Annotated in this window: 13 protein-coding genes; 10 read left to right on the top strand and 3 right to left on the bottom strand. The window is 69.4% G+C overall.

Features of this window, described 5'->3' with window-relative positions; all coding sequences use genetic code 11:
- Positions 1-115 precede the first annotated feature (115 nt).
- The 4 genes from ACTIFV_RS02405 (at position 116) to ACTIFV_RS02390 (ending at position 4254) form a co-directional block, all read left to right on the top strand.
- Positions 116-1438, top strand: coding sequence for a GAF domain-containing protein (locus ACTIFV_RS02405; protein WP_439591158.1), 1323 nt, complete (start codon positions 116-118; stop codon positions 1436-1438).
- A 113-nt stretch (positions 1439-1551) separates the two neighbouring features.
- The gene (gene exaC / locus ACTIFV_RS02400) at positions 1552-3102 is read left to right on the top strand and encodes an acetaldehyde dehydrogenase ExaC (protein ID WP_439591157.1); all 1551 of its coding nucleotides are present in this window, start codon (positions 1552-1554) and stop codon (positions 3100-3102) included.
- A 77-nt stretch (positions 3103-3179) separates the two neighbouring features.
- Complete coding sequence (locus ACTIFV_RS02395; protein ID WP_439591156.1) at positions 3180-3581, top strand: DUF779 domain-containing protein; 402 nt, start codon at positions 3180-3182, stop codon at positions 3579-3581.
- A gap of 10 nt (positions 3582-3591) precedes the next feature.
- Entirely contained in the window at positions 3592-4254 is a 663-nt protein-coding gene (locus tag ACTIFV_RS02390; RefSeq protein WP_439591155.1) for a TMEM175 family protein, read from the top strand.
- Here ACTIFV_RS02390 and ACTIFV_RS02385 read toward each other — a convergent pair.
- Positions 4251-5417: a hypothetical protein gene (locus ACTIFV_RS02385; protein WP_439591154.1), complete on the bottom strand. Its 1167-nt coding sequence runs from the start codon at positions 5415-5417 to the stop codon at positions 4251-4253. The two genes, ACTIFV_RS02390 and ACTIFV_RS02385, sit on opposite strands and share 4 nt — an antisense overlap.
- A 144-nt stretch (positions 5418-5561) precedes the next feature.
- On the opposite strand from ACTIFV_RS02385, the gene ACTIFV_RS02380 reads away from it, so the two are divergent.
- From ACTIFV_RS02380 to rplI, 6 genes are all read left to right on the top strand, one after another.
- On the top strand, positions 5562-6755 hold the full coding sequence (locus ACTIFV_RS02380; protein WP_439591153.1) for an acyl-CoA dehydrogenase family protein: 1194 nt from the start codon (positions 5562-5564) through the stop codon (positions 6753-6755).
- A complete protein-coding gene (locus tag ACTIFV_RS02375) occupies positions 6752-7921 on the top strand; it encodes a CaiB/BaiF CoA transferase family protein (protein ID WP_439591152.1) in 1170 nt (389 codons plus the stop codon). The genes ACTIFV_RS02380 and ACTIFV_RS02375 overlap by 4 nt, the downstream gene beginning before the upstream one ends.
- 128 nt (positions 7922-8049) lie before the next feature.
- Complete coding sequence (gene rpsF / locus ACTIFV_RS02370; RefSeq protein WP_439591151.1) at positions 8050-8436, top strand: 30S ribosomal protein S6; 387 nt, start codon at positions 8050-8052, stop codon at positions 8434-8436.
- A gap of 5 nt (positions 8437-8441) precedes the next feature.
- On the top strand, positions 8442-8972 hold the full coding sequence (locus tag ACTIFV_RS02365; protein WP_439591150.1) for a single-stranded DNA-binding protein: 531 nt from the start codon (positions 8442-8444) through the stop codon (positions 8970-8972).
- A gap of 46 nt (positions 8973-9018) precedes the next feature.
- Positions 9019-9273: a 30S ribosomal protein S18 gene (gene rpsR, locus ACTIFV_RS02360; protein ID WP_005054609.1), complete on the top strand. Its 255-nt coding sequence runs from the start codon at positions 9019-9021 to the stop codon at positions 9271-9273.
- Positions 9274-9283: 10 nt separating this feature from the next.
- Positions 9284-9736 (top strand): 50S ribosomal protein L9, encoded by a 453-nt coding sequence (gene rplI / locus ACTIFV_RS02355; RefSeq protein WP_439591149.1) that lies wholly within the window; start codon positions 9284-9286, stop codon positions 9734-9736.
- A gap of 196 nt (positions 9737-9932) precedes the next feature.
- On the opposite strand, the gene ACTIFV_RS02350 is transcribed toward rplI, so the two are convergent.
- Positions 9933-11384, bottom strand: a complete 1452-nt coding sequence (locus tag ACTIFV_RS02350; RefSeq protein WP_439591148.1) for a chaplin family protein — start codon at positions 11382-11384, stop codon at positions 9933-9935.
- A gap of 84 nt (positions 11385-11468) precedes the next feature.
- Positions 11469-12392, bottom strand: a complete 924-nt coding sequence (locus tag ACTIFV_RS02345; RefSeq protein WP_439591147.1) for a hypothetical protein — start codon at positions 12390-12392, stop codon at positions 11469-11471.
- Between the last annotated feature and the right edge of the window lie 359 nt (positions 12393-12751).

Genomic DNA, 12751 nt, shown 5'->3' with positions numbered 1-12751 from the left:
GAGTCATCGCGTCGAACCCCGGTCTCGCGGGATCGGTTTCGACGAGGATCCTCGGGCTCGCGGCCCAGGCGCGATCTACACTGGACGCACGCTCCCCGACGTCGATCGGAGCCCCATGCCTTCGCCGTGGTCACCGCGCCGCGATGTCTCGCCCGAGACCTCGCGACTGCTGATCGAGCGCGCTCACGAAGAGCTGCTCGCGGGCCACGACCAGGATCAGCGACTGCTCGATGTCCGCCCGCTCGTGCGCGAATCGTGGCGGCGTTCGCTCGACAGTCTGGTCGGCGCCGAGGCGCTCCCCCCGCTCGACTTCGGCGGTGACGCGATCGACGAGTATCTGCGCACGCACCCGCTGTCGGGCGTCATCGACATGGTGCGGGGGCTGCTCCTCCCGGGTGGACCGGACGAGTCCGGCGTGGTCGTCGCGGTCGGCGATGCCGCGGGCCGGCTGCTGTGGGTCGACGGCGACCGGAGCGTGCGTTCGCTCACGGGCGACATGGGCTTCGTCCCCGGCGCGAACTGGTCGGAGACCGCGGTGGGGACGTCGGCGCCGGGCACCGCGCTGGAGCTCGATCGCGGCGTGCAGATCCGCGGAGCGGAGCACTTCAACCGGCTCGTGCAGCCGTGGTCGTGCACGGCGGCGCCCGTCCATGACCCCGAGACCCGTCGCATCCTGGGTGTCATCGACGTGACGGGCGGCGTCGAAGCCGTCTCGCCCCAGGCGCAGCTGCTGGTGGATGCCGCGGCCCGCGCGATCGAGGGCGAACTCATGGTCGCGCGGCTCAAGGCGCGTGCTGCGCCCGGGCGGGCGCGGCGCACGAAGCCGGTGCGCAGCGCGGCGGTGCGGTCCACCCTGCGCGTGCTCGGCCGCGATCGGGCGCTGCTCGAGGTCGCGGGCGACGGTGCCGAGACCGTGACGGAGATCGGCGCACGGCACGCGGAGATCCTGCTGATGCTCGCCGTGCACCGGCAGGGCCTCTCGGCCGAGCGCCTCGGCGAGCTCGTGTACGGCGAGGCCGACGCGAAGGACACCCTGCGCCCCGAGCTCGTCCGTCTGCGCAAGCACCTCGAGCGCGTCGCTCCGCACCTCGTGCCCGCGTCGCGGCCGTATCGACTGACCGCGGAACTGGAGACCGACGCGCATCAGCTCCTGTCGCTCCTCGATCGCGGGGCGCACCGCGTCGCGCTCGCCGCGTTCCACGGCGATGTGCTCCCGACGTCGCACGCTCCGGGCGTGGAGGAGTTCCGCGACGCCGTCCGCGGTGCCCTGCGCGAGGCCCTCGTGGCCGAGGCATCCGTCGACGTCCTGCTGTCGTTCGCCGATACGGATGCCGGCACGGACGACGTCGAGCTCCTGCGGCTGTGCCTCTCGATGCTGCCCCCGCGCTCGCCGAAGCGATCGTCGCTCGTGGCGCGGATCGAGCGCCTCGAGTCCTGATCCGCCCCCGGCGAGGATGCGTGCAACGGGATGCAACGTTGCGCGGCCTACCTTCGACGCAACGTCAACCCGCGCGCGACGACGGATGTCGCGCACCTGTCGAAGGAGACACCATGACCATCGTGGAAGAGGGCGTCTCGAGCGTCTACGCCGCCCCCGGGCAGCGCGGCTCGGTCGCCGAATACCGACCCCGGTACGGCCACTACATCGGCGGCGAGTTCGTCGAACCCGTCAAGGGCCAGTACTTCGAGAACATCTCGCCCGTCAACGGCAAGCCGTTCACCGAGGTCGGCCGCGGGGCGGTCGAGGACATCGACCGAGCGGTGGATGTCGCGTGGAAGGCCTTCGCGTCGTGGAAGAAGACGACGCCGGCCGAGCGCTCCGTCATCCTCAACAAGATCGCCGACCGCATCGAGGCGAACCTCGAGAAGATCGCCGTCGCCGAGACGTGGGAGAACGGCAAGCCCGTCCGCGAGACGCTGGCGGCCGACATCCCGCTCGCGATCGACCACTTCCGCTATTTCGCCGGAGTCCTCCGCGCGCAGGAGGGCACGCTCAGCCAGCTCGACGAGAACACCGTCGCGTACCACTTCCACGAGCCGCTCGGGGTCGTCGGGCAGATCATCCCGTGGAACTTCCCGATCCTGATGGCGGTATGGAAGCTCGCCCCGGCGCTCGCGGCGGGCAACTGCATCGTGCTCAAGCCGGCGGAGCAGACGCCGGCATCCATCCTCTTCCTCATCGACATCATCGGCGACCTGCTGCCGGCCGGCGTTCTCAACATCGTCAACGGCTTCGGCATCGAGGCGGGCGCGCCGCTCGCGTCGCACAAGAGGATCCGCAAGATCGCGTTCACGGGTGAGACGACCACGGGTCGGCTCATCATGCAGTACGCGTCGCAGAACCTCATCCCCGTGACGCTCGAGCTCGGAGGCAAGAGCCCGAACGTCTTCTTCGAGGACGTCGCGTGGAAGACCGACGACGGCTTCTACGACAAGGCGCTCGAGGGCTTCACGCTCTTCGCGCTGAACCAGGGCGAGGTCTGCACGTGCCCGTCGCGCGCGCTCATCCAGCGCTCGATCTACGACCGGTTCCTCGCTGACGGGCTCGACCGGGTCGGCAAGATCGTCCAGGGCAATCCGCTCGACCCGAACACGATGATCGGGGCGCAGGCGTCCAACGACCAGCTCGAGAAGATCCTGTCCTACATCGACATCGGCAAAGCGGGCGGCGCGAAGCTGCTGACGGGCGGCGAGCGCGTCGACCTCGGCGGGGACCTCAGCGAGGGCTACTACGTCGCACCGACCGTCTTCGAGGGCACGAACGACATGCGGATCTTCCAGGAGGAGATCTTCGGCCCGGTGCTGTCGGTCACGTCGTTCGACAGCTTCGACGACGCGATCTCGATCGCGAACGACTCTCTCTACGGTCTCGGCGCCGGCGTGTGGAGCCGCTCGGGCGACACGGCCTACAAGGCGGGGCGTGCGATCGAGGCCGGTCGTGTCTGGACGAACACGTACCACCAGTACCCCGCGCACGCGGCGTTCGGCGGATACAAGCAGTCCGGCATCGGTCGCGAGAACCACCTGAAGATGCTCGACCACTACCAGCAGACGAAGAACCTTCTGGTCTCCTACGCGGAAGGCTCGATGGGCTTCTTCTGATCCCCACCCCACCCGCTCGACGGCCGGCTCTGGCACCGGCTGTCGGGCGGGTGATCCCCGAGAGAGAGGCGTGCTCAGTGGTCGTCGAGACCTACTCCAGAGTCGAGGTGACGGATGCCGCGGCATCCCTCCTCCGCGATCTCACGAAACAGCATGGTCCGCTGATGTTCCATCAGTCGGGCGGATGCTGCGACGGCAGCGCCCCCATGTGCTTCCCCGTCGGCATGTTCCTCACGGGGCCTTCGGACGTGCACCTGGGCGGACTCGAGGTGGGACTCGACGACCCCATCCAGGTCTACATCTCGGAGGCGCAGTTCGAGTACTGGAAGTACACGCACCTCACGATCGACGCCGTTCCGGGCCGTGGCGCGGGCTTCTCGGTCGAGTCGCCGACGGGCATGCGCTTCATCGTGCGGTCGAGGATGCTCGACGACCCCGAGCTGGAGTTCTTCGGATTGAAGCCGCAGACACAGCGCTAGCATCGCTCTCGTGAGCGAGTCGACAACCGGCGAGACGCGGGCGGAGGGCTTCTTCACGGCCGAGCGCGCCAAGGCGTTCGCCGACGCTGTCGTCGCGATCGCGATGACGCTCCTCATCCTGCCGCTCATGGAGAGCGTCGCCGATGTCGCGAGCGACGACCGCTCCGCGCTGCACTGGTTCGCCGAACACCAGCAGCAGCTCATGAGCTTCGTGCTGAGCTTCGCCATCATCGCGCTGTTCTGGATGACGCATCACCGCGTCTTCGCCACCGTCGAGACCGTCACGACCCCGCTCCTGTGGATCATCATGGCCTGGCTGCTGTCGATCGTGTGGCTGCCCGTCGCGACGGCGATGTCGGGGCAGATGAGCGGCGAGGACCAGCTCGTCAAAATCGTCTACATCGGGAGCATGGTCGTGACCTCGCTCATCATGTTCGCGCAGCGGCTCTACCTGCGTGCGCACCCTCGTCTGCACCGCATTCCGCCCGCCAACCTCGTACGGGGCATGAGCGCCGACATCGCGATGGCGCTGCTGTTCGCCCTCGCGCTCGTGATCGCCCTGCTCGTCCCGGCTGTCGGCTACTGGGCGCTGCTGATCATGTATCTGGTTGCGCCTGTTCAACACCTCATCGTGCGGGCGCTCGCGCGTCGGGGCGGGCGAGCAGCGCTCTAGCGGCCGAGGAACGCGGCGAAGACACCGAACTGGCTCAGAAGCCAGAAGAGGAAGAAGGCCCCCACGAAGACGAACGCGATCCACGGCACGCGCCGCTTGAGACGCAGACCGCCTGCGGCGACGCCCGGGGGCGGGCGCAGCATCCCGTCGGTGGCCGCGAAGGGGATGGATGCCGCGCCCCCCGCCACCGGGGGCGCGCCGATCGCGGGCACCGACTCCTGCAGACGCTCGTCGCGCCAGCGGGCCCACTGCGCGAATTTGTCGAGCAGCGCCGCGACGACCGAGAAGAGCCAGTTCCACATGGCGGGGTCGAGCGTCGAGAAGTCCCGCTGGCCGTAGAGGAACAGCCAGTCGTCCACGATCTCGACGTCGAGCGCGGCGGCGTTGTCAATGAAGCGCGCCATGATGTCGGGCGTGAACAGATAGAGCGCGTCGCGTTCATAGCCCCGCGGGCAGTAGAGCGAGAAGAAGCGGTCGAAGTCGCCCTCGAGGCTGAGGCGCTGATCCTTGTCGAAGGATGCCGGGAGGTTCGAGCCGAACAGGCTGTTGTTGCCGGTCGCGTCGAGCACGATGTGCGGAAGCGGCACGTCGAGCTTGACGGCGACGTAGCCCCACCGGTGCGTCGTGCTGTTCTTGCCCGACTTCGTCGTGTACCGGTAGTTCGCGAACTCGACGAAGCGGGGCTTGTCGCCGCGCACGAGGTCGCTCGACATGCGTGAGCTCCCGAGGCTGAAGATCATCCCGGGGAGCCCCGGGTCCGCGATCTGCGGCACGTAGCCCATGCCGTTCGCGCGCGCGAAGCGGTCGAGGCGATACCGGCGAGCGCTCTGGCCGCGGGAGAAGCGCACGGCGAAGATCACGACGACGGCGATCACGATCCCCACGACCAGGAGGGGGAGGATGCCCGCGAGCGACCCGATCACGCCACCGGCGGTGCTGCGCAGCACCATGGACGCCGTGAAGGCGACGAACACACTGACCATGACCGCGAAGACCCCGGCGAAGACGGCGAGCACGATTCCGACGGCGAATCCGCCGCCTGCGGAGGCAGTCGCACCCCGTGCGCGCATCTCGGTCGCATGCGCCCGCACCGCCGCGCAGTCGATCTGCTCGACGAGCGGGCGGGCATCGAAGGGCAGCGATGGCGCCGGCATCCCGCTCATGCGTCCTCCTCGGTCGTTCGCCGTCCACGCTACCGGGGCGCGCGCACAACTCCGGCGAATCGGCGGCGCAGCAGCGCCGAACAGCCTTTCCGGGGCGATGCGCGGCAAGATTGCAGGAGTTGTGCACGGCGAGGAGGCAGCACCATGACGGCTCACGACCCCGACGACCTCGACGCGCTGCGCGCGCAGTCCGATGTGCTCGCGCTCGACGCGCTTCTGAGCGATGACGAACGAGCGGCGCGCGACCGCGTGCGTGCGTTCGTCGACGCCGAGATCCGACCGCACATCGCGGGCTGGTTCGACCGCGGGCACTTCCCCGCCGAGCTCGCGCCCGCGTTCGGCGAGCTGGGCGTGCTCGGCATGAGCCTGGAGGGGTATGGATGCCCCGGCCGCTCCGCCGTGGAGTACGGTCTCGCGGCGCTCGAGCTCGAGGCGGGCGACTCGGGACTGCGCACGTTCGTCTCGGTGCAGGGCTCCCTCGCCATGGGCTCCATCCACCGATGGGGCAGCGAGGAGCAGAAGCAGGAGTGGCTGCCGCGGATGGCGCGCGGCGAGGTCATCGGAAGCTTCGGGCTCACCGAGCCGAGCGCGGGGTCGGACCCGGCGAGCATGAAGACATACGCCGAGCGCGACGGCGACGACTGGATCCTGACGGGCGAGAAGCGCTGGATCGGCCTCGCCTCGATCGCGCAGGTCACGGTCGTGTGGGCGCAGACGCACGAGGGCGTGCGCGGGTTCGTCGTCCCGACCGACTCGCCCGGTTACGACGCCGTCGTGCTCGAGCCCAAGGGGTCGATGCGCGCGTCGGTGCAGTGCGAACTGCGGTTCGACGGCATCCGGCTTCCTTCTTCGGCGGTCCTGCCCGGCGCGGTCGGTCTGCGCGGACCGTTCTCGGCGCTCAACGAAGCGCGCTACGGGATCGTGTGGGGTGCGATGGGCGCCGCGCGCGACAGCTACGAAGCCGCGCTGCGCTACGCCCTCGCCCGTGACCAGTTCGGCGGACCGATCGCCGGCTTCCAGCTCACGCAGCAGAAGCTCGTGGACATGCTGCTCGAGCTCCAGAAGGGCGCTCTGCTCGCGCTGCACCTCGGACGGGCGAAGGATGCCGGGACCCTCCGCCCCGAGCAGATCTCGCTCGGCAAGCTCAACAACGTGCGCGAGGCGATCGCGATCGCGCGCGAGGCGCGCACGATCCTCGGCGGCAACGGCGTGCTGCTTGAGCACTCGCCCATCCGGCACGCGGCGAACCTCGAGTCGGTGCGCACCTATGAGGGCACCGACGAGGTGCACACGCTGATCCTCGGACAGCACATCACGGGCATCGGCGCGTTCCGGTGACCGGGTCGCTCGAGGGGCTGCTCGTCGCGGACTTCAGCCGCGTCCTCGCGGGGCCGTACTGCACGATGCTCCTCGCCGATCTCGGTGCGACCGTCGTCAAGGTCGAGGGTCCCGACGGCGACGAGACGAGACGATGGATGCCGCCCGCGGCCGGCGAGGACTCCACCTACTTCCTGTCGGTGAATCGGGGCAAGCGCGGCATCGTGCTCGACCTCGGCGATCCGGCGGACGCCGAGGTGGCGCGCGCGCTCGCCGCGAAGGCCGACGTCGTCGTGCAGAACTTCGTACCGGGCACGGCCGCGCGATGGGGTCTCGACTTCGAGAGCGTCCGTTCGACCAATCCCCGTGTCGTCTACGCGTCGATCTCGGGATTCGGCGCAGGCTCCGATCAGCCCGGCTACGACGTCCTCGCGCAAGCGCTGTCGGGGCTGATGAGCGTGACGGGGCAACCGGACGGACCCCCCACGAAAGCGGGGGTCGCGATCGTCGACGTGGTCACCGGACTCCACGTGGCGGTCGGCATCCTGGCGGCGCTCCACCACCGCGACCGCACCGGTGCGGGCCAGCACGTCGAGGTGAACCTGCTGAGCTCCGCGCTCTCGGCGCTGGTGAACCAGACCGGCGCGTGGGCGTTCGCGGGGGTCGTGCCGCAGCGCTTGGGCAACGACCACCCGAGCATCTTCCCCTACGGCCCCTTCCCCACCGCCGAGGGCGACCTCGTCGTCGCGATCGGCAACGACCGGCAGTTCGCGCGTCTGTGCGAAGGGCTCGGGACGCCGAAGCTCGCCGCCGACGCGCGCTTCCGCGCCGCGGCCGATCGAAGTGCCAACCGCGCATCGCTGCGACCGCTGCTCGTCGCCGCGCTCAGCCGGCGCTCCGCCGTCGCCTGGCACGCCGCGCTGTCCGCATCCGGCATCCCATGCGCCCCCATCCTCGACATCGGCGACGCCTTCGCGCTCGCCGACCGACTCGGGCTCGCTCCTCTCGCCCGCACGCGGGACGGCGACGTCGTCGGCGTCCGCAGTCCGGTGAGCTTCTCGGAATCCCCCGTCGAGTACCGCCTCACGCCACCCTCGCCGAACCGCGATCGCGCGTGGGTCGAGCGCGAGGTGGTCGCGCGCGGGATCGAGGCGCCCGCCGACCCCGCGCACCGATTCGGCGGCTGACCGGGCATCCGGTACCATTGGAGGGTTGTCCGCACGCGCACCATGCGCATTCAGTCGAACGACATGCACACACCCTCCTGCTGCCGGGAAATGCCCGGCAGCCGTTCTAGTCCGAAGGAGGTGGGTTAGTGACGCACCAGTACGAGCTCATGGTCATCCTGAGCCCCGAACTCGACGAGCGCCTCGTGGCGCCCAATCTCGACAAGTTCCTTAAGGTCATCACCAACGATGGTGGCACTATCGACAACGTCGACATCTGGGGCCGCCGTCGTCTCGCCTACGAGATCCAGAAGAAGACCGAAGGCATCTACGCCGTCGTGGCCTTCACCGCGACGTCCGCCGCGACGCAGGAGCTCGACCGCCAGCTCAAGCTGAGCGAGACGGTCATGCGCACCAAGGTCCTCCGCGCCGAGGAAGCGATCGCCCTGATCGAGTCCGAGAAGAAGCGCGCCGACGAGAAGGCCGCCCGCAAGGCTGCTCGTCCTGCCAAGCCCGTTGCGAAGCAGGACGCGTAACGACCATGGCCGGCGAGACGATCATCACCGTCGTGGGCAACCTCACGGCTGATCCCGAACTGCGCTACACGCAGAACGGTCTCCCCGTCGCGAATTTCACGATCGCTTCGACCCCGCGCAACTTCGACCGTGCCGCGAACGAGTGGAAGGACGGCGAAGCGCTGTTCCTCCGCGCGAGCGTGTGGCGCGAGTTCGCCGAGCACGTGGCCGGCTCGCTGACGAAGGGCTCCCGCGTCATCGCGACCGGTCGCCTCAAGCAGCGCAGCTACCAGGATCGCGAAGGCAACAACCGCACCGCGATCGAGCTGGAGGTCGACGAGATCGGCCCGTCGCTGCGCTACGCGACCGCACAGGTCACGCGCGCTGCGAGCGGGGGCGGCAACTACGGCGGCGGAGCGGGCGGTGCCGCCGGTGGCGGTCAGCGCCCCGCGCAGGTCGCCGACGAGCCGTGGTCGACTCCGGGTTCGTCGAACGCCGGTGGCGGGGATGCCTGGGCGACGCCCGGTTCCTCCTACGGCGACGACACCCCCTTCTAAGAGATCTCCGGATGCTGCGGCATCCGACAACAACTAAGGAAAAGAAATGGCTGGAAAGGCTACCGGCGATCGCCGCAAGCCGCGGAAGGGCGCGAAGAACGCAGCCCCCGCGAAGGCGATCCGCGTCGGCGTCATCGACTACAAGGACGTCGCAACTCTTCGCAAGTTCATCTCGGAGCGCGGCAAGATCCGCGCCCGTCGTATCACCGGTGTCTCGGTGCAGGAGCAGCGTCTGATCGCCAAGGCGATCAAGAACGCGCGCGAAATGGCGCTCCTGCCTTACGCCGGCGCCGGCCGCTAAGGAGCACCTCATGGCAAAGCTGATTCTCACGAATGAGGTCGCCGGGCTCGGAAGCGCCGGTGACGTTATCGAGGTCAAGAACGGGTACGCCCGCAACTACCTCATCCCCCAGGGCTTCGCAGTGGCCTGGACCCGCGGCGGCGAGAAGCAGGTCGCTTCGATCCGTGCGGCGCGCGACTCGCGTGCGATCCACGACCACGAAGAGGCTGTGGCGCTCAAGGACGCCCTCGAGGGCACCAAGGTGCGTCTCGCCGTCAAGGCCGGCAACGAAGGACGCCTCTTCGGCTCCGTCAAGACCGGTGACGTCGCCGACGCCGTCAAGGCCGCAGGCCTCGGCGAGCTCGACAAGCGCAAGATCCACATCACGTCGCCGATCAAGTCGATCGGCGAGCACGAGGCGACGGTGCGTCTGCGCGACGACCTGACCGCCGTGATCACCCTTTCGGTGGTCGCAGCGAAGTAACGAGTTTCGGCACGCCGTTTCGTGTGCCGGATGACGATGCCGCGGACCTTCGGGTCCGCGGCATCTGTCGTTTCCGGCGTGCGGGAGCGGATGCCGCGCGCAGCCCCCAGGTGGCGCGGCATCCGCCCGTCTATGCCGGGTCGCAACGAGCGACGGTCCAGGCAGAGCCCGCCGCCCGCTGCGACCCGGTGGTCTCTCAGACGATCCCGCGGCGGTGGCCGACGTACATCGCCCCCGCTCCCGCGAGCATGATGAGCAGCGCCACGATGAGCGTCGGCAGGATGCCGGGGCTTCCCGTCTCTGCGAGTGCCGCGTCGGCGAGGATCATGCCGGCCGAACTCGACCCGTCACCCGCTCCCCCGGGTGCGACGGGAGTGCCGGGCTCCTCCGGCTCCCCCGGGGTTCCCGGGTCGACCGGCGTGGTCGGAACGGTCGGCGTCTCGGTCTCGCTGTCGCCGATCACCGAGATGGCGTTGCCGCCCAGGGTGACAGGGGCCGTGATCGGGATGACCAGCTGCGTTCCGCCGAGGACGGAGTCCTCGCCGTTCGTGGCCGGGTCTCCCCCCGCCGCGGGCGCGCCCGCGGGTGCGGTCGCGCCGGTGCTCTCGCTGTCGCCGACGACGCTGATGGCGTTGCCGACGGCGGTGACCGGTGCCGTGACGGGCGCGACGACCTGGGTGCCGCTCGCTACTCCGTCGTCACCCGTGGTGGTGGGCGTTCCGGTCGCCGCGGGCGCGGTTCCGGCGGGACCAGTGGTGCCGGTGCTCTCGCTGTCGCCGACGACGCTGATGGCGTTGCCGACGGCGGTGATCGGTGCCGTGACGGGCGCGACGACCTGGGTGCCGCTCGCTACTCCGTCGCCGCCATCGGTCGCCGGTGCTCCCGTCGCACCGCCCATCGTGCCGGCGGGTGTGGACGCGCCTTCGCTCGAGCTGTCGCCGAGGACCGAGATCGCGTTGCCGGTCACATTCACCGGAGCCGCGATCGGCGCGACGACCTGGCTACCGCCGAGGACCGAGTCCCCACCGGTCGTGGTCGGCGAACCCCCGGCAGCGGTGGCCGGAGCGTCGCCGTCGGGCGAAGTCGCTCCATCGCTGCTGGTGTCGCCGACAACGCTGAGCGCATTGCCGGTGAGGGTGATCGGCACATCGAGACCCAGAACGGACTGGGTGCCCGAGAGGATGCCGTCAGCGCCGCCCGTCTGCGGGGCGGGTGCCGGGGATGCCGGTGCCTCCGGTGCGGCGGGGGCCGCGGCATCCATCGACGAACTGTCGCCGAGGACGGACACCGCGTTGCCGGTCACCGTGACCGGGACGCTGACCGAGACGAGCGCCTGCGTTCCGGATGCGACGCCGTCCTGCCCGCTCGTGTTCGCCGGAGCGGGGGCCGGAGCCGCCGCGGGGGACGCCGCCGACGCAGCGGCCGGAGCCGGCGCCGCCTGCGTGCTCGAGCTGTCGCCGAGCAGTGAGATCGAGGTGTCGGTGACGGTGATGGGCACCGCCACGTTCAGGAGCGCCTGGGTGCCCGAGAGCAGCCCGTCTTCGCCTGTCGTCGTGCCGTCGGCCGCATTGGCGGCCGTTGCGCCGAGCAGCGTGATGCCGCCGGCGAGAGCGACGCCCCAGAGGGCGCGCTTGAGGATCGTGCGCATGGTCTTGCTCCTTTGCTGAGTGATCGGATGTGCGCGCGGTGCGCGCGGATGCGGAGCCGCCCACGGAGGGGCGGAGCATCCCGATCAGTCAGGGGAGACGTCGGTGGACGCTGCGGGCGCCGGAGGCACGCGATCGTCCGAGAGTCCCGCGCGACGCACCCAGGCACGGTGTGCGGCGAACGGGACCATGGCGACGAGCGCCCAGGCGCCGGAACCCGCACCGGCGGGTCCCGAGGTGGCAGAGGACAGCAGGCAGAGTCCTGCTGTGAAAGTCGAGGGAGGGGAGGCCTGTGCGAAGGCATCCGCAGGCACAGCGCTCCCCCGCGACGGCGTCAACGCGAGCGCCGTCCCGGTGGGTCCGGAGGCCGCAGCCACCGCGGGAGATGCACCTGCACCCTCGAGCGAGAGCGCGGGAAGCGCAGCGGACGGTGAATCGGGACCGGCCGGCGAGACCACGACAGGGGCGGTGATCGCGACGACGGTGTCGAGAGTCGCGCCCAGCGTGCTGTCGAGCGTGGTTCCGACGGCGAGAAGAGCACGGTCCAGTCGAAGCGAGACGACGAGGTCGCCGACGGTCGGGATGCCGCTGACGAGCTCCGTCGTCGGCTGGACGACCTCGGTGACGACGGGCTCGACGACCGCCGTGACGACCCCGCCGCCGAGGGTTGCGGCGGTCGGTGCGGTCACCGCGGTGACCACTGATCCGACCGTGTTCACGGTCTCGGTCACGGGCTGCTGCACGGGCGCCGGAGTCACTGCGACCACGGAGCCCACCACCTCCGAGACGCTTCCGCCGACGGTCGACACCGTGTCGGTGAGTGCGGTGGTGGTCGTGTCGAGCAGGGATGTGACGGCACCCAGGAGCCCGGGCTCATCGTCGTTCTCCGCGGCCTGAGCGTGGCCGCCACTGAGTCCGAGGACGAGCGAGATGAGGATCCAGGCGAACGCGGTCACGAGCCCGATCAGGGCGAGGCGCACAGTCCGCGCTAGCGATGGTGCGATGTCCACGTTCACCTCCCCATACAGAAATGGGCTGCGCGCTCCGGTCGGATCGCGCATCGGGTGCCTGGACGAGTGACGATACCCCTTCAACCGCGTGGAGTCCATAGGATCCTCAAAACTTCGGGTATTTCGCCGGTTCGGGGATGTGTCTGGAAGGTAAGTGTTTTACACAACCCGCCTTTCGGCGGACAAACCTTCAATCCATACTTCAACCACTTCTCAGCCCACAGGCTGTGGAATCATTAAGCCCAGATCAAGAAGGTTTTATCGACCTGAAGAAGCACTCGATCCCGGAGTTGTCCACAACTGTTGTGCACAGGCTTCTCGGCGTTTCTCGCACACTCTCCACAGAGTTATCCACAGGC

The sequence above is a fragment of the Microbacterium sp. genome (genome assembly GCF_051860965.1).
Classification (GTDB): Bacteria; Actinomycetota; Actinomycetes; order Actinomycetales; family Microbacteriaceae; genus Microbacterium.
Note: the sequence above shows the minus strand (reverse complement) of the source record. Positions and strands in the feature narration are given on the sequence as shown.